We start from the raw sequence: 16,985 nt of genomic DNA, 5'->3' as shown, positions 1-16,985 counted from the left end.
CCATTATTGAGAACTTCTTCGGTATTATAAAATCTGAACTATTCTATCTCAAAAAGGACCATGAAATCGATGAACTTAAACGGGATATAAAGAACTACATTGAATACTATAACAACGATCGAATAAAACTCAATCTAAAAGGAATGAGCCCGATAAAATATCGAGCTCATCACATAGACAATTAATTTTTAACTTTGTCCAACTTTTAGGGTGCACTTCAAAACAAGCCTCTTTTTATTTCTCCGTCTGTGCATCATAATTTTGGCAGCGAATTTGATACTTTAAATTAAAAAACTTTACATTATGAAAAGACTTACCTTAACCTTAATCTTAGGTTTCGCAACCTCGCTTATCTTTGCACAGCAAAAAATTCTGTTCAAACTTACCCCTGAATTGAACCAACCTGTCAAATATGAGATGGTGATGAAAATGGACATTCAGGCCGAACAGATGATGATTATGGACATTATTTCAACGTATAGCATGACCGCCACAGAGGCTACAGCTGACGAGTTGACCATCACTTCCACATTCGATAAAATCACCATGGACATGAATGCAGGATTAGTAAGCATGTCATATGATTCTAGCAAGGAACCCAATGGACCTGCAGAACAAGCCTTAGCACAGCAGATAAAGCCGGTATTGGAAAAGCCCATAACCTCAAAAATCAACCGATTTCGGAAAAACTCTTTCCATAGACGCTCCGGAAGCACAAGGAGCCATATTTGACAAACAAACTATGGAGAAGATGTTTACAACCCAATATCCGGACTATGCTATTGCTCCGGGAGAATCATGGACCGAAGAAAATGAGCTACCAGAATTCAACGCCGTAGCAAAGACCACATACACTTTCGTGGAAAAAAACAATCAAGGCTATAAATTCAATATTTCGGGCTCTGTAATAGATAATGAAGGGAAAACCGTGGGAGAGACAAAAGGATATACCATTTCGGATCCGAAGACTCTTCTTACCATCTATACGCAATCTGAAACGGATTTAGAAGTTTCGGGAGCCAAGCTGAAAACCTCTATGGAGCTTAAGAAGCTATAAAACAAAAAAATCTCAGCACATATGCTGAGATTTTTCTTAACTAGTATTTTTATTAGGCGTTAATTTCTGCTTTATATTGGTCTGCAGTCAACAAGCCTTCAATATCTGCTGGATTATCTAATTTGACACGGATAATCCATCCTTCTCCATAAGGATCTGTGTTGATCAACTCCGGAGAGGCGTCGATAGCTTCATTTACGGCGATAACTGTAGATTTTGCCGGCATAAATAAGTCTGACACAGTTTTAACGGCTTCTACAGTACCGAATACTTCGTTAGCATCAACCTCTTGATCTAAAGTATTGATATCAACAAATACGATGTCACCTAATTCGCGTTGCGCAAAGTCTGTGATACCCACCACAGCTTCGTCACCTTCTACACGAATCCATTCATGATCTTTCGTGTATCTTAAATCTGCTGGAAAATTCATTATTATACGTTTTTTCCAAAAATATGATTATTCTTTGACATAAGCAAAGAGATTGTCCGTATTTTTAGCCTTATGAATTCACAAATAGAAAAGCTTTACCATATTAGTAAACAGCCATCAAGACTTATTTTGGGGTTGATGTCGGGCACCTCTCTGGATGGTCTAGACATAGCCCTCTGCCGAATTCATAATGCCGGCATAAATACTAAGCTGGAGCTGCTGAATTTCGAGACGGCACCCTATACGGAAGAATTCCGAAACAGAATACGCAGCATATTTGCCAAAGATACAATCAGCCAACAGGCTCTATGCGGAATAAATGCCTATATAGGGCATGTACATGCTGACCTTATAAATCAAACCTTAGCTAAGTGGAATATAAATAATGAGGACATAGACCTTATCGCCAGCCACGGCCAGACAGTATATCATGCTCCCCAGAGTCTAACAAAAGATATCGCTCTGCCAAACAGTACCCTACAAATTGGTGATGCCGACCATATTGCAGTGAAAACAGGAATAATAACCGTGGCCGACTTTCGTCAAAAACATGTAGCTGCAGGTGGCGAAGGAGCACCCTTGGCAGCCTATGGCGACTACTTACTTTTTACCGACGTACAGGAAAACCGTTTTCTTTTGAATATCGGAGGAATATCCAACTTCACTTTCTTGCCAAAGGCAGGCTCTTCGCTTCAGGCATTTGCCACTGACTTAGGACCCGGAAATACCATGATGAACCAGTTTTGCAACAAGCATTTCGGTCTTGAAATGGACAGAGATGCCTATCTCGCTTCCCAAGGGCAAGTTAACAAAGCGCTATTGGACGCCCTTATGCAAGAAGAATTTCTTACGCTAAACTTTCCTAAGACTACGGGACCAGAGCTATTCAACCTCACTTACCTAGAAAGGAAACAACAACAATCCCACACTACAGACATCCCTAAAGAAGATATCTTAGCAACACTGAATGCCTTCTCTGCCAAAGCTATTGCCGAAGGAATTAAACGGGTAGCCCGACACTTGGATAAGGTAGCAGTATACATCAGTGGTGGAGGTCTGCACAATCCCTTACTGATGAAAAATATTCAATCATTCCTCCCGGATATCAAGATAAGTTCTATGGCTGCCATAGACATGAATCCGGATGCTAAGGAGGCCTGCCTTTTTGCCGTGCTAGCCAACGAAACGGTAGCGGGCGAGCCCTCCAATGTAAGAAACATCAAAGACTCGCCCGCCGTATGTAATGGGAAAAATAAGCCTTCCTTATTAGTGTTTTGCTATCTCAAATTCTCGTGTGGTAGTAAAGGTGCGACCAAACATATCTCGCACACGAAACTCTATGGTATGCTTACCTACACTTAGGTTTGATGGTACGGCAGCTTTCCATATGTGAGTGCTTAGATTTGGATCTGACGGACGGGTACCTTTCAACAGCTTGTCGGAAGTATCCCATCTAAGCACTTCCATCAACAGATGTGGATCAAACGTTTCGGTCCTCTTCATCAATACCCACTGACCGCCATCAACACGATAGTCTATAGTATCCTTTGCTCCTCCCAGATAGTAGTTGACATACATACTTGCCCTAGAGTTTTTCTTCTTCTCAACAACCTTAGGCAAGAAGACATCCATCTTAAAGTCTTTCGGAGCACCACTGACATAGTAGTCTACCTCATATTGATTGCCCTTGAAGGTTACCACACCGTACCCCTTCTTCGTTCCGTCGGCCATCGTTGCCGGAGGTACGCCGCGCGAATCAGGCTCTCCGGAATACCAGTTGCCACTTGTCGTCGCCACGTTATAGTGATGATGTGGTTTATCCTGCTGCCATCCCAACTCCTTATCGATAAATATCTGTGTCTGATAATGGGTATGAGCAGACATAGAGAATGTATATGGAAAATCTTTCAATGCCTTGAACAGACGGAGGTTGTCCTTTTCTCGAACAGTATGCTTACCGTGATTCACAAAAGGAATATGAGCGCAGATAACTATTAGATAATCTTTTGGCACATATTTTAAGTCGTTTTCGATGAACTCCAGCTGGTCTTCGCGAAGTCCTCCTTCATACTGGCGCGGAGCGCCCTCACCGTGGTAGAATACGTCATCCAAAATGATGAAATGAACCTTACCCTTGTTGAAGGAATAATTATTCGGTCCGAAATGAGCTTTGAAACTGGCATCAGAAAGCGAGTCATGTGGCACGTCGAAATTAATGTCGTGATTGCCCATAACATTATACCATGGCAAGCCTATTTCTTTCATCACCTGTATATACGGCTGGAATAAATCCGGATTATTTCCCACCAAATCGCCTAAGCTGATACCGAACTCATAGTCCTTGACACCCCTCAATTCTTCTACCACACCGCGCTTAAGGTATTCCACCTCGTTGAGGTTATACACCTGAGGATCTCCAAAAACCAGAATCTTATATTCCTCCTTTTCCTGCTCAGGGTAAAGAGCAAAGTCTATCGATTTAGGGAGGGCACCTGTAGGTGCTACCCCTTTATATTTCGTGTTCTGCGCTCCTTTAGGGTTGTGGATATAGTAAAATTTAGGGAGGTTGTTACTGTCCACAGGAGTCATATATCCTGAGGGCTTGATGACAAAAAGAATCGTATTGTCGCCCACAGGCAAGCTATATTCTCCCTTTTGATTGGTCAAAACTACATCACGACCATTAGATACCGCAACATTTGGCAATACCCTTTCCTTTTTATCACGTTTGCCGTTTCGGTTTAAGTCTTCGTACACCACGCCTTTAGCCATCTGCTGGGCAAAGGTCTCCAAGGAGAAGAAAAGTAATCCCCCCAGTAAAAAGTGTTTGATAATGGATGTTCTCATAATATAGTAGATTTGTTGATTAAGGTTAGTATTCTATTGCTTCATGTAGGAAGTTTTTAAAATGTATGGTCCGCTGAAAAATGCTTACTATATCTTCCAGGGCAAAAGGCTTCAACACCTCCCTATCGGATAGAGGCTTATAGATAATGAAGCTTTTCAGCTTCAAATATTCGATAGCGGGATTGTTCTCTTCATAACCTGCCGGAGCCCTTACAAGTTTGTCTTCCTGCGACAAATCCTGATCCGACCAACCTCCTTCTTTCAGCGCCTCCTCAAAGGCTTCTAGGTTATAATCTATCTCTTGCCGTATTTTGTCCAGATGCTCCTTCTTTGGTCTCCAATAGCCTACAGCAAGAAAAGAATTGTCCGGCTCAAAATGTATATAGTATTCAGGACCATCGAGTTTACGTCCATCTATAGAAATTCCTGCAGCAAGCCACGTCTTATAGGGTGATTTATCTTTCGAAAAACGAACATCTCTATATATTCTAAAGAGACATTGTTTCGCCGAGATGCTATCCAGTATGTGTGGGTCGAAGGTAGACAGCTTTTGTATAAGAGCCTGAACGAAGTTTAGCATGTTGTCGTAAGACTTTTCATATTCTGCCTTATGGGCGTTGAACCACTCCCTATTGTTATTTTCCTTGAGAGCTCTACAAAAACATCAAAAGTAGATGTTGAAATCTGCATAGCTATCGAACCATTAATAAGAACAAAAACACTAAAGGTGCTGCCATCAACAGACCATCAAAGCGATCCAAGAGGCCTCCATGCCCCGGTAGAATATTTCCCGAATCTTTCACGCCAAGGCTGCGCTTAAGCATAGACTCTACAAGGTCTCCCAAGGTGCCGAACACACCGATGATGACGGCCACACACATCCATTCCCACCTCTGCAAAGTGCCAAAATACTGCTCTAAATTTAGGGATACTACTATAGCCAAAAGCACTCCTCCCACAAACCCTTCCCAAGTTTTGTTGGGCGATATACGTTCGAAGAGCTTTGTCCTGCCGAAACTTCGTCCCGCCAAATAAGCTCCCGTATCATTCGACCAAAGTATAATCAAAAATCCCAAAGGAATATATGGGTTAAAAGCTCCAGTGATAAAGCCCAACGCCACAAAAAACAAGAAAGGAATACAGGCGTAAATAATGCCTAAAAGTGTATATCCTATATCGTTGAATGGCAGTCTTCTCTTCTGATAAAGGCTACATATAAAAATGAATGGAGAATGTAGGGATAAACAACCATACATATTTGAAAGGCATATTGCCTATACAATGCCAACCTATCAATGCGGAAAGGACTATCGCCGAAATCAAGCCCAATACGGATAGTGGTTTATTCTCCTCGGACCTCACAATGCCATAAAACTCGTAAAGAGCTCCCAACCCTACCAAGCTGTAGAACACCGTAAACACTACCTCGCCCAATAGTAGAGCTCCTATCAGCACTACAATAAAAAAGAATCCCGTAATCGCTCTAGTTAACATGATCTTCCTCCGTATCTATACCACTATTTATCAATACATTGGCAAAAGTCTCTTCCTCTTGCTTCACATATAACTCTATCTTTCCAAACAGATAGGAAGAATCCTGTTTGTTAAGAATTACGGCGGCAATACCGTTTTCTTCCAGCATCTGTTTCACGATTTCAGCCTCATAGGCCTTCGTATAGGTTCTAATCTTAACCCATCCGTTCTCCATATTCTTGTTGATTTTTTGTCTTATTGTAAAATAATACTACCACCATAATGGTAAGCACGATACTCCCCCCATACATCCATAATGGGTAATCCGTAAAAGACTGCAGCTCTTCGAAAGTTTTTCCCTGCACGGTATAATAATAAGCTAAAATCGTTACCGCGGCGTTATTGACAAAATGGGCAACTATAGGAACCCACATATTTCTTGACCAAAGCAACATATAACCGAATAACACGCCCAATATCATTCGGGGGAAGAACCCGAAAAATTGAACATGTATAGCGCTGAAAATAATGGCTGTAAGCCACACCGCAACATGTCCGTTCTTTGCAATACGTAGGATGATATGCATCAGCACACCACGAAAGTAGTATTCCTCAGCTATGGCAGGCAATACGGCAAGAACAATAAGGTTGAGAAATAAAAAGCCTATATTGTCTACCATGGCAACTTTCTTGACCACCTCATTGGCAGCATCTTCCTGTTGACGCATCCATTCTTCTATACCCTTCCAGCTTTCAGGCAACGACATGTGAGCATTCCACTCCCCTATACGTTCCATAACAGGACCAACAGCCACAAGCATTGCTACCCCTAAAATACACAACAACACAACACTCTTATTTTCATAGGGAAAATAGTCGTTATAAGGCTCTCTTTTCTGCAGTAATACCGATGGAAGGTAAAAAGTTCCGAAAGTACCAGCCGCTAAGATGAGATATCTGAAAAAAGGAGATTGATCCAACAGATTCCCCCCATCAAACAGGCCTCCTCCCGAAAGAGATCCTACCACTATAGCCAAAACCTGAATACCAATACTCCATACGAAAGTCAATAATAGCAGATGGACCAGTGATTGCCAAGGACTACGTATTTGCAGCGGTGTTTCTTTCATTCGATAAAGTTATTAATAATTGTCAAAAAAAAGGGACCTAAAGGCCCCTTTATCATGAGTGTTAGTTTACACGAACCGGATCGGCAGGCTTTTTAATTTCTTTATAAGGATAGGTTTTCATTTCCTGCAATAGAATTTCTACGGTTTTTTCCAGCTGAGGATCTCTTCCCTCCAGCAGATCTTTAGGCATCTGCTCTACAAAAACATCCGGAGCTACCCCTTCATTTTCTATGATGTACTTTCCGTTAAGGTCGAAAATACCGAAGTTTGGCGAGGTGATACGTCCTCCGTCCAACAGACGAGGATATCCCGAGATTCCGACAAGGATACCCATAGTGGTACGTCCCACCAACTTTCCTAATCCTTTGAAACGGAACATATAAGGCAACATATCGCCTCCGGAACCCGCATTTTCATTGATAATCATCGCTTTAGGGCCGTAAATACCATTTCCAGGAGTGGTGAAAGGTTTTCCATCACGTATTGCCCATCCAGCTATAAGCTCTCTCGACAACAGGTCGATGACATAGTCAGCCACGGAGCCTCCTCCATTGTTACGCTCATCGATAAGCAAGGCCTTCTTGTCCATCTGAGCAAAATAATAACGGTTAAAGTTGGTATATCCTTCCTGACCGGTGTTAGGAAGATATACATAGGCAATCTGGCCGTTGCTTAATGCATCCACCTTCTTGCGGTTATTTTCTATTTTGTCCATCTGACGCAAAGAAAGTTCCTGCTCAAACGTAATAGGTTTTACCACGACATCTCTAGCCCCTTCCAACGCCGGCTTGCTATTGATTTTCAAGACCACCTGCTTGTTGACCTTATTTTCCAATAGTTTGTAAAGGTTCACTTCCGGAGACAGCTTAATTCCGTCCACCGCAACGATATATTGACCTTCTTCCACGTTCATGCCCGGTATAGCAAGAGGCGCTTTCAAAGAAGGATTCCAATCCAACGGAGTATAGATTTTATTAATCTTGTACATGCCGTTCACATATTCCAAATCGGCTCCCAGTGTACCTGTACGCACCGAAGGAGTGGACGGCTGATCTCCTGGGTAGATATAAGCATGTCCTACGACCAACTCGCCCATCATCTCGTTAAGCAGATAGCTCAAGTCCGAACGGTGGTTGACATACGGAAGGAATTTTTCATATTTGGCTTTCACTGCTTTCCAGTCGGCACCATGCATATTTTCCACATAGAAATATTCTTTCTGCATGGCCCACACCTCATTGAAGATCTGTTTCCATTCTGCTGCCGGATCTACTTCTATTGGCACGTTGCTGATGTTAAGTTTTGCTGTTCCCGGCGCCACTTTCTGCCCCGCATTGACAATGTAGAAATCCTCACCAGCCTGTACATCATCTTCTTACCATCGGCACTGATTACAAAAGAAAAGGCTCTTTCCACCAACACCTTTTCTTCGCCCTTTTCTAGGTCGTAAGCATTGATAGATCCGTTGCGAAGGTAGATCAACATATTCTCCACGTTACCGTTCAATACGTAATTACCTGCTCTCAACGGCAAAGCAATAATTCTACGGTTTATGTTGTCAAAGTCTACTTCTAGCTTTTTGTCTTTAGGTTTGTCTGGTGTTTCGGTCTTTTTACCCGCCAACTTTTTATCATCTTTAGGTTCCTCTTTTTTAGGGTTATCTTTTTTTGTTTCTTCTTTTACCTCCTCTTCATCACTTTGATCTTTCAAAAATCCAGGTGTATTCTTTGAAAGCACAAAAGCATACACGCTGAACGAAGGATTTCTCTCGTAAGCCGACATATGCAACCCTGAATTGGACAAGCCTACATTTGTACCTAGCCGTAGTAAAAAGAGATTATTTTCCGTCTCGACTGAAGGTAGGCTGTGACACATAGGACATGCCATCCGTAATCTGATGCGATGTTTTAGTGGTCAGATTATACATAAAGACTGCTGTAACGCCGTTGTTTAATGTCTTTACGTAGGCTATCCAATCCGAATCAAAAGACCATGAAGGCATAAATCTGTTGCCCACACGACCTGTGGCGGAAGCCAACTTATCCGAGTCTATAAGAACAACCTTCTTTGTGTTTACATCAACATAGTACAGATTAAGGTGGGCATCACAGTACACCAACTTCTTGCTGTCCGGAGACCACATAGGCTCGAAATAGAAATAGTCCTTTCCTAAGTCTATGTACGTTGGCTCATCCATGGCCTTTTGGTCACGAAGCACCAACTCATACTTACCTCGTGCATCCGATAGGTAAGAAATCCATTTGCCGTTAGGGGACCAGGAAGGATATTTCTCATGGCTTCCCGGACCTCTAGAGATGTTGCGAGCTTCACCTTTTTCTTTTGGCACAGAAATAATTTCTCCACGTGCTTCAAAGAGTGCTCTCTGCCCTGTAGGAGAGATATTATATCCTCGGATATCTTCGTTCATCTCCACATATTTGGATCGTTTATAAAGTGGATCTGCTCCTAAGGAAATCTTAAGACTATTCACTTTTTTGTTGTTGACATCCAAAATGTGTAATCTTCCTCCCTGCTCGAAAGCCAATTCATTGCCGCGTCCTTGCAAGGTACGAACATCGTAATCTTTGTAATTAGTCAGCTTTTCTATCTTCTTTGTCTTGACATCATAGCTGAAAATGTTTACAATCTTATCGCGGTCCGACAAGAAATACACTTTATTCCCTAGCCATACAGGCTTCACGTCGTTACAACGCTCTCCCGGAATGATTTCTACCTCTTTGGTTTGTGTATCAAAAATCCAAATGGAGGCCATGCCTCCTCCACGATAGCGCTTGAATGCTACTCTCTCTCTTTCGGTTGGGTCTGTATTTTTGATATATGCCCAATATCTGCCGTCCGGCGATGGGGAACCTTGGTATGCTTCCGGCATCATCAAAGGCGCATCCACCGGTGCTTTGGTATTGGTCTTATACAGCCTTGATCCGAAAGCATATTGATAATCTCTTGTTGCGGAGAAATACACTTCATTGTTGTTCAACCATCCTCGCATAATTTCTGCCGAAGGATGGAATGTTATTCTTTTAGGCTCTCCTCCATATAGTGGGATGGTGTATATATCCGTATTGCCGTCGTAGTTACCGGTGAAGGCAATCTGCTTCCCATCGGGAGAGAAGATAGGGTTCATCTCCACACCGGGGTTTGTGGTAAGCCTTCGCGGATTGTTTCCATTTTTATCCGCAATCCAAATATCTCCCCCATAGACAAAAGTAATATGAGAGTCACTGATACTAGGACTACGAAGCAATAATGTTTCTTCTTGTGCCTTTGCAGTAAATTGGGTACAGGCCAATGATAACAGTAAAACTGCAGAAAACTTATTAATCATAAATTTTGAATAAAAGGGTTAGTCTATTTCAAAGATAGAACTATTCATAAATAAGCAGCACTTTATATCTAACTTGTTGCAAAAAAAAGAGGTAAAGCATCAGCTTTACCTCTCTTCATATTGAAATACTACAAAATTACTCTTCTGAAGCAATCTCCTCATCCACAATGATGCGACCGCAGTGCTCACAGATAATCATCTTCTTGCGCAGACGGATTTCAGACTGCATCTGTGCTGGGATTTTGTTGTGACAGCCAGAGCAGCTATCACGCTCGATAGAAACAACCGCCAAACCGTTACGAAACGAACCGCGAAGCTTGTTGTAAACTTTGAACAAACGCTCTTCAATATTTTTGCTTGCTTCCTCCGCTTTTTGCAACAAAGCATCTTCTTCGATTTTAGTCTCAGCAGTGATAGTCTCTAACTCTTGCTTTTTGACTTCCAATTCTTTTTGAGCGAACTCTAAGTTGCTTTGTGTCTTTTCGTAAGCTTCAGTCTTGTTTTTGATCTCGAATTCTGCTTCACGGATACGTTTTTCACACACCTGAATTTCAAGACCCTGGATTTCTATTTCTTTTGAAATAGCATCATACTCACGGTTATTTTTAACCTCGTTCAACTGTGCTTCGTATTTTTTGATCGCCGCCTGAGCGTCTTTGATCATATTTCTACGCTTCACAATTGAATCTTCTAAATCATCTAATTCCGTTCTGATTTTACCAAGACGAGTTTCTAACCCAGCAATTTCGTCTTCTAGGTCAGCTACTTCCACAGGCAATTCGCCACGTACTTGACGGATTTTATCTATTTTGGTGTGGATCGATTGTAATGCCCACAACGCTTTTAATTTTTGTTCTACGGTTTGTTCCATTAACTGTAGTATTTTATTGGATTTGTATCTATCTCTGTCAATAGGACAGCAAAGTTAACAAATTTTTTCCGAATTATATCCAATAATAATTCTTGTGTAAATTGTTCTGACTCAAAGTGTCCTATATCGGCAATGATAATATCATCTTCTGCGTCGAAGAACTCGTGATATTTGTAGTCTGCCGTTATGAAAATGTCGGCGCCAGAACGTTTGGCCTCTCCCAGAAGAAAGCCTCCAGCTCCACCACATACAGCTACGCGGCTTATTTTTTTGTTCAGCAGCTTGGTGTGGCGTATGACATTAAGGTTGAGCTTCTGCTTCAGGTAAGCCAAGAAATCTTGTGCATCCATCGCTGTCTCTAAGTTTCCGATCACGCCGGCTCCCACATATTGTAATTTATTGTCCAGCGTAACGATATTGTAGGCTACCTCCTCATAAGGGTGAGCCGCCAACATGGACACCACAACTTTACGTTCGATATGTTGTGGAAAAACTACCTCAATTTTAGTCTCTTCGACACGCTCCTGAGTACCCACCTCTCCTATTGCGGGATTCGCGCCCGCCAATGGTCTAAAGGTTCCATAGCCCGCTGTATTGTAACTGCACTGATCGTAATCACCAATACTGCCGGCCCCTGCTTCGAAGAGCGCCTGACGCACATCCTCCACGTTTGCACGTGGAACATATACGGTCAGCTTCTTCATAATGCCTGATTTGGGGCTCAAAATAGCTGCATTTAAAAGCCCTAGCTTTTCGGCAATCTTTGTGTTTACTCCACCTAAGACATTATCCAGATTAGTATGGATAGCATACAGCGCGATATCGTTTTTTATAGCTTTAATAACCGTGCGCTCTACATAGGTTCTGTTGTTGAATCTCTTCAATCCTTTGAATACTATAGGGTGATGAGAAATGATAAGATTACATCCCTTGCGGATGGCTTCATCTACCACTTCCTCCGTACAGTCCAACGAAATCAAAACCTTATTTACCTCATCGTCTGGATTTCCTACGATTAAGCCCGAGTTGTCATACGACTCTTGATAGGCTAAAGGCGCAACATTCTCCAGATAGGATGTTATATCTTTTATCTTCATGCAATCTACTTTAACTTATCCTTCTTCTACACCATTTCTCAACAGTTCGCGATGTTCTTTTACTTTAAGGAAATAAAGAAAAAGAGCGACCATGTTTAAGATAAAAAGCACAAACCCAATGAACATGGGTAGCGGAAAATTGTAAACTAAAAACGTGCCAGCAAAGAAAAAACCCATCTTCTGGGTCGGATTCTCTTCTACTGCCTGCTTTCTGTCGTAAAATTCATTGTTCAACGAATCCGTAAGTCTCCTTACTACCACGAAATTCCAATATATATTGAAAAAGGGGAGCAACAGAAACCACACCTGCCCACGAGCAAGACATCGGTTTTCTTCTTTAATCAGCTGCAATGTCGAATCTGCCATCATGCAGAAAAGAATTAGCAGCACCAATCTTATCACAAAAGCCAAAAAAATGTAAGGAGCGTAAGGTAATATAGCTTGAAATTCGGGACTATTGAGTATCTCTTCCATTACTTCTCTTCTAACAATATAGCTACTAACTCATTAAGCTTATCAATCTGCGGATTATGGGAAGCTTCCAACTCCACTATTTTCCAGTTTCTTTCTTTTGCCTTCTGATAAAACGATAAATTCGTTCTTTTTCTTTACCTCCCTTATCGGATTCGTAAGTGAAAACATATGTTATGGGAAGTTTAGAAAGTCTGTCCATCGAAAAGTTCAGCGGCTGAATGAAACTTGCCAGGGGATGAGGCACATCGCGTGGTGTTTTTGTCGTATCCCTAACCCAAGCTGGAACGACTCTACCTCCTTCTATGGCAAGGGAACGCTGGGTATTGGATTCATCCATGCCCATGCTCTGCACTAATGACTGCCCTTCGCCAGGAACAACAGCGTCCAGATATACTATCTTTTTTATCCTTTCAGGGATGCTGTCCGCCACCCCGGTCACCACCATACCGCCATAGCTGTGTCCCACGAGGATTACCTCTTTGAGATCTTCAAAAAGAATGGTATTTACCACATCTTTAATGTGTGTTTTAAGATCTACAGACTCCGTATAAAGGTGATGTCTTTCGCCAAGCCCTGTCAAGGTTGGTCTGTACACCACCTGCCCTGCTGCTTGCAGTTGCTGCGCAGTTTTCTTGAACTGCCAGGCGCCACCCCATGCGCCATGCACGATAACATAGGTAGACTGTCCCTGAGCCCCTCCCAAGGTTACAATCATCAACACCAGGGTAAGAAAATATTTTAAACGCATAAATAAAAATACAAATACTTATGCAAACAATAAAAATATCGCCGGAATCTTATGTAAATCGACAGTACTACTTTTCCATTCTGCTACCGTCTTTGTTAAGATAGTTTGATTGGGAGCGGTAAGGTTGGCTGCCACACACAATTTGGTAGAAGGCTTGGCCACACGCAAGAGCTCCGCTAACAGTTGATTGTTTCGGAAGGGTGTTTCAATGAATATCTGCGTCATCCTTTCTCTCATGCTTTGTACCTCGAGTTCCTTGATTTTACGTGTTCGTTCCCCCTTATCGATAGGCAGATATCCATGGAAAGTGAATTTTTGTCCATTGAAGCCTGAAGCCATCAAAGCAAGCAGAATAGAACTGGGTCCCACCAAAGGAATTACCTGTATCCCCCGGCGATGGGCCTCCATAACCACCTCTGCTCCCGGATCTGCTACAGCAGGACATCCGGCTTCCGACATAAGGCCTAAATCTTTACCTTTCAACACGTTGGCAAAAACTTTATTATAATCCACCCCCTCACGGACATGCTTTCCATAGTCATGCAGGATAAGCTGGCTTTGAGGGATGGCCAAGCCCGCAGCTTTCAAAAACTTACGTGCCGTCTTCTCATTCTCTACAACATATTCGTCAATCTTATTGATGATGTCATGGTGAATAAGCGTATAGGACAGTTTCTCCGCCCCTTCTGCCAAGGGCACCGGAATTAAATAAAGTTTGCCTTTTTGCATAATATGCAAACCTAAAAAGAAATATCGACAAATGAGGGTTAAAAATATTTGGGTTTGGTAAAAGGTGTGGCTTTAGTATGTCCAAAAGGAACTCCAATGGAAAGCTCATGTGTCCCGCCATTCATCCCCGCAATCCTGTTAAGATTGTATTCAAAAGAATAACCTATCCGCAGCTTCGAAGGGGTATGAAACTGCGACAACAAAGCTATAGAACGGAATGTGCTGAACTTCGATAAAGTCTCTTCACTGTAATTACGACCGAAGAGTTTGGTTCTTGTACGATATGCCATGCCCACCCAAAATTTCTCATCAAAAATGGCCATAACGTTGACATCTAAGGACGTAGGGGTCTCCAAGTCATCTTTTATCAACAAACTGGGTCTGAACACCCACCCCGCATACATAGGAAGGGCTGCTCCCACCATAAAATAGGCGTGCGTATTCCTATACAGCCCTTCTAAAGAATTTTGATTGAACACAAAGTCCTCTCTGCTGTCAGCATCAGAAAAGAGGTCATACACCGCTATACCAACATACCACGATGGACTATAATAGAACGCTCCTAGCCGAATGTCGGGTCTCCATGTTGTGATAATTCCTTGCGGAACATATGGATCTTCTTCATCTATATAGGTTAATTCCCGACCATTAAGACTATATTGTGTCCATCCTCCTGCGAAGCCCAGACTTAGCCTTTGGGAATCTTCGGCATCAACCTGCAGGCGTAGAGCATAATTCACAAAAAAAGACGATGCCGATTGTACACCTATCTTATCGTAGCTTAACACTACCCCTGCTCCATGCCGCTTATATTCTCTATCCAGAATGCCATCTACCGATAGGTAACCCGACCGTGGTGCACCCTTCACGGAAGTCCACTGGCTTCTCAATCCCACCTGTCCGTACCAATCTTCCTTATACCCTGAATATGCAGGGTTAACACTTGAGGCATTAAATACATGTTGTGCAAAAGGAATATACTGTTGTCCATTTCCCGACTTTGGAAAGGATAACAAAACAAGAATGCCACAAACCGCCAGCCCCAAAAATCTCATGAATACTTAGTTTATAATTGATATACTATCAAATATACTATTATTACAGCAAGATTGGTAACAAACAAAAGCGGCAGTATCAAGATACTGCCGCTTCGTGTATGAATGGCTTTTACTTTTATGCATAAGCTTCTACAGGAGGACACGAACAGATCAGCATACGGTCTCCCTGAGATTCATTCACACGACCTACCGACGGCCAGAATTTGTTAACCTTCAAATAAGGAAGTGGATAAGCCGCCAACTGGCGTGAGTAAGGACGATCCCACTCGTCCGCAGAAACTACCGCTGCCGTATGTGGTGCATTTTTCAATACATTGTTTTTCTGATCTACCTCTCCGGCTTCTACGGCCGCGATTTCTTGGCGGATAGCGATTAAGGCATCACAGAATCGATCTAATTCGGCTTTGGATTCAGACTCTGTAGGTTCTATCATCAATGTTCCGGCCACAGGGAATGAAACTGTAGGCGCATGGAAGCCGTAATCCATAAGACGCTTAGCAATGTCAGCCACTTCGATACCTACATTTTTGAATGCCCTACAATCCAAAATCATCTCATGTGCACAACGTCCGTTTGCTCCTGCATACAATACAGGATAATGCTGCTCCAAGCGCGCTTTGATATAGTTAGCATTCAAAATCGCTGTTTTTGTTGCTTCTGTAAGTCCTTCTGCGCCCATCAAAGCAATGTAGGCATGCGAAATCAACAGAATAGATGCAGAACCGAAAGGAGCTGCCGACACCGCTGTGATTCCTTGTTCCGAAGAAACGTTAACCACGGCATGGTTTGGCAAGAAAGGAACAAGATGCTCAGCCACGCCTATAGGACCCATACCAGGACCACCACCACCATGAGGGATACAGAACGTCTTATGTAGGTTCAGGTGACATACATCGGCACCGATAAATCCTGGACAGGTAAGACCTACCTGTGCATTCATATTGGCACCGTCCATATACACCTGACCGCCATTTTCATGGATGATATTACAGATTTCTATAATAGACTCTTCAAATACGCCGTGAGTAGATGGATAAGTAACCATCAATGAGTTAAGGTTGGCAGCATGCTCTGCAGCTTTAGCTTTCAAATCCTCCACATCGATATTACCTTTATCATCTGTCTTTACAACCACTACCTTCAATCCTGCCATAGAGGCCGAAGCTGGGTTTGTTCCGTGAGCTGAAGCAGGAATCAAACATACGTTACGGTGACCTTCTCCACGGCTTTCGTGATACGCACGGATCACCATCAACCCTGTATATTCTCCTTGTGCTCCCGAGTTGGGCTGGAAAGACATCTTAGCAAAGCCAGTGATTTCACACAACCAGTCGTTCAACTCATTGATAAGCTGCATGTAACCCGACACCTGATCTACCGGAGCAAAAGGATGCAACCTTCCGAAACGTGCCCATGTTACAGGAACCATTTCCGTAGTGGCGTTCAGCTTCATAGTACATGATCCCAAAGGAATCATAGAATGACACAACGACAAATCTTTGGCTTCTAAAGATTTGATGTAACGCAACATCTCGTGCTCCGAATGGTACGAGTTGAAGACAGGGTGTGTCAGATAAGAAGAAGTACGAATCAATTCCGCAGGGATCGAGGTAATTCCCTAACTTCCTTTTTACTTCTAAGCTTTTCCCAATCCAAATTCCATTCCTAAGTTTTTCCTTGATTTTGGCAAAAACCTTAACAATAGTCTGAATATCTTGGTAC

19 protein-coding genes and 2 pseudogenes are annotated in these 16,985 nt (G+C 42.5%); 4 read left to right on the top strand and 17 right to left on the bottom strand.

What is annotated here, in order from left to right; translation table 11 throughout:
* Nucleotides 1–2: 2 nt before the first annotated feature.
* The 3 genes from SD31_RS21190 (at nt 3) to SD31_RS05795 (ending at nt 1,057) form a co-directional block, all read left to right on the top strand.
* Nucleotides 3–185, top strand: a complete 183-nt coding sequence (locus tag SD31_RS21190; protein ID WP_082021836.1) for an IS3 family transposase — start codon at nt 3–5, stop codon at nt 183–185.
* 118 nt (nt 186–303) lie between these two features.
* Nucleotides 304–732 carry a hypothetical protein gene (locus tag SD31_RS05800; protein WP_039053434.1) on the top strand — a complete coding sequence of 143 codons (429 nt, stop codon included), beginning with the start codon at nt 304–306 and terminating at the stop codon, nt 730–732.
* A gap of 10 nt (nt 733–742) precedes the next feature.
* On the top strand, nt 743–1,057 hold the full coding sequence (locus SD31_RS05795) for a DUF6263 family protein (protein ID WP_039053433.1): 315 nt from the start codon (nt 743–745) through the stop codon (nt 1,055–1,057).
* Nucleotides 1,058–1,109: 52 nt separating this feature from the next.
* Here SD31_RS05795 and gcvH read toward each other — a convergent pair whose 3' ends face one another.
* Nucleotides 1,110–1,490, bottom strand: a complete 381-nt coding sequence (gene gcvH / locus SD31_RS05790) for a glycine cleavage system protein GcvH (RefSeq protein WP_039053432.1) — start codon at nt 1,488–1,490, stop codon at nt 1,110–1,112.
* A gap of 72 nt (nt 1,491–1,562) precedes the next feature.
* On the opposite strand from gcvH, the gene SD31_RS15955 reads away from it, so the two are divergent.
* Nucleotides 1,563–2,852, top strand: a complete 1,290-nt coding sequence (locus tag SD31_RS15955) for an anhydro-N-acetylmuramic acid kinase (RefSeq protein WP_082021835.1) — start codon at nt 1,563–1,565, stop codon at nt 2,850–2,852.
* Here SD31_RS15955 and SD31_RS05785 read toward each other — a convergent pair.
* From SD31_RS05785 to gcvP, 16 genes and pseudogenes are all read right to left on the bottom strand, one after another.
* Complete coding sequence (locus SD31_RS05785; protein ID WP_039053431.1) at nt 2,757–4,337, bottom strand: calcineurin-like phosphoesterase C-terminal domain-containing protein; 1,581 nt, start codon at nt 4,335–4,337, stop codon at nt 2,757–2,759. The two genes, SD31_RS15955 and SD31_RS05785, sit on opposite strands and share 96 nt — an antisense overlap.
* 25 nt (nt 4,338–4,362) lie before the next feature.
* Nucleotides 4,363–4,986 (bottom strand): annotated as a pseudogene (locus SD31_RS05780) (DUF2461 domain-containing protein); the annotation flags it as partial.
* A 43-nt stretch (nt 4,987–5,029) separates the two neighbouring features.
* A complete protein-coding gene (locus tag SD31_RS05775) occupies nt 5,030–5,593 on the bottom strand; it encodes a phosphatidate cytidylyltransferase (RefSeq protein ID WP_231561227.1) in 564 nt (187 codons plus the stop codon).
* Complete coding sequence (locus SD31_RS18600; RefSeq protein ID WP_231561226.1) at nt 5,547–5,831, bottom strand: hypothetical protein; 285 nt, start codon at nt 5,829–5,831, stop codon at nt 5,547–5,549. Before SD31_RS18600 ends, SD31_RS05775 begins: the two co-directional genes overlap by 47 nt.
* Nucleotides 5,821–6,045: a putative signal transducing protein gene (locus SD31_RS05770; RefSeq protein ID WP_039053430.1), complete on the bottom strand. Its 225-nt coding sequence runs from the start codon at nt 6,043–6,045 to the stop codon at nt 5,821–5,823. The genes SD31_RS18600 and SD31_RS05770 overlap by 11 nt, the downstream gene beginning before the upstream one ends.
* Nucleotides 6,026–6,940: a CPBP family intramembrane glutamic endopeptidase gene (locus SD31_RS05765; protein WP_039053429.1), complete on the bottom strand. Its 915-nt coding sequence runs from the start codon at nt 6,938–6,940 to the stop codon at nt 6,026–6,028. The genes SD31_RS05770 and SD31_RS05765 overlap by 20 nt, the downstream gene beginning before the upstream one ends.
* A 61-nt stretch (nt 6,941–7,001) precedes the next feature.
* A complete protein-coding gene (locus tag SD31_RS18595) occupies nt 7,002–8,261 on the bottom strand; it encodes a PDZ domain-containing protein (RefSeq protein WP_231561225.1) in 1,260 nt (419 codons plus the stop codon).
* Nucleotides 8,216–8,722, bottom strand: a complete 507-nt coding sequence (locus SD31_RS18590) for a hypothetical protein (protein WP_231561224.1) — start codon at nt 8,720–8,722, stop codon at nt 8,216–8,218. The genes SD31_RS18595 and SD31_RS18590 overlap by 46 nt, the downstream gene beginning before the upstream one ends.
* A gap of 55 nt (nt 8,723–8,777) precedes the next feature.
* Nucleotides 8,778–10,286, bottom strand: coding sequence for a hypothetical protein (locus tag SD31_RS18585; protein ID WP_231561223.1), 1,509 nt, complete (start codon nt 10,284–10,286; stop codon nt 8,778–8,780).
* 136 nt (nt 10,287–10,422) lie between these two features.
* On the bottom strand, nt 10,423–11,157 hold the full coding sequence (locus tag SD31_RS05755; RefSeq protein WP_039053428.1) for a zinc ribbon domain-containing protein: 735 nt from the start codon (nt 11,155–11,157) through the stop codon (nt 10,423–10,425).
* Nucleotides 11,157–12,254, bottom strand: a complete 1,098-nt coding sequence (locus SD31_RS05750) for a Nif3-like dinuclear metal center hexameric protein (RefSeq protein ID WP_039053427.1) — start codon at nt 12,252–12,254, stop codon at nt 11,157–11,159. The genes SD31_RS05755 and SD31_RS05750 overlap by 1 nt, the downstream gene beginning before the upstream one ends.
* A gap of 15 nt (nt 12,255–12,269) precedes the next feature.
* Complete coding sequence (locus SD31_RS05745) at nt 12,270–12,728, bottom strand: hypothetical protein (RefSeq protein WP_052258703.1); 459 nt, start codon at nt 12,726–12,728, stop codon at nt 12,270–12,272.
* A 76-nt stretch (nt 12,729–12,804) separates the two neighbouring features.
* The gene (locus SD31_RS05740; RefSeq protein WP_052258702.1) at nt 12,805–13,476 is read right to left on the bottom strand and encodes an alpha/beta fold hydrolase; all 672 of its coding nucleotides are present in this window, start codon (nt 13,474–13,476) and stop codon (nt 12,805–12,807) included.
* Nucleotides 13,477–13,494: 18 nt separating this feature from the next.
* A complete protein-coding gene (locus tag SD31_RS05735) occupies nt 13,495–14,205 on the bottom strand; it encodes an SAM-dependent methyltransferase (protein WP_039053426.1) in 711 nt (236 codons plus the stop codon).
* A gap of 38 nt (nt 14,206–14,243) precedes the next feature.
* Nucleotides 14,244–15,260 (bottom strand): PorP/SprF family type IX secretion system membrane protein, encoded by a 1,017-nt coding sequence (locus SD31_RS05730; protein ID WP_039053425.1) that lies wholly within the window; start codon nt 15,258–15,260, stop codon nt 14,244–14,246.
* A gap of 118 nt (nt 15,261–15,378) precedes the next feature.
* A pseudogene (gene gcvP / locus SD31_RS05725) lies at nt 15,379–16,985 on the bottom strand (aminomethyl-transferring glycine dehydrogenase); the annotation flags it as partial.

It is taken from the genome of Sphingobacterium sp. T2 (assembly GCF_000814685.1).
GTDB classification, from domain to species: Bacteria; Bacteroidota; Bacteroidia; order Sphingobacteriales; family Sphingobacteriaceae; genus Sphingobacterium; species Sphingobacterium thermophilum.
Note: the sequence above shows the minus strand (reverse complement) of the source record. Positions and strands in the feature narration are given on the sequence as shown.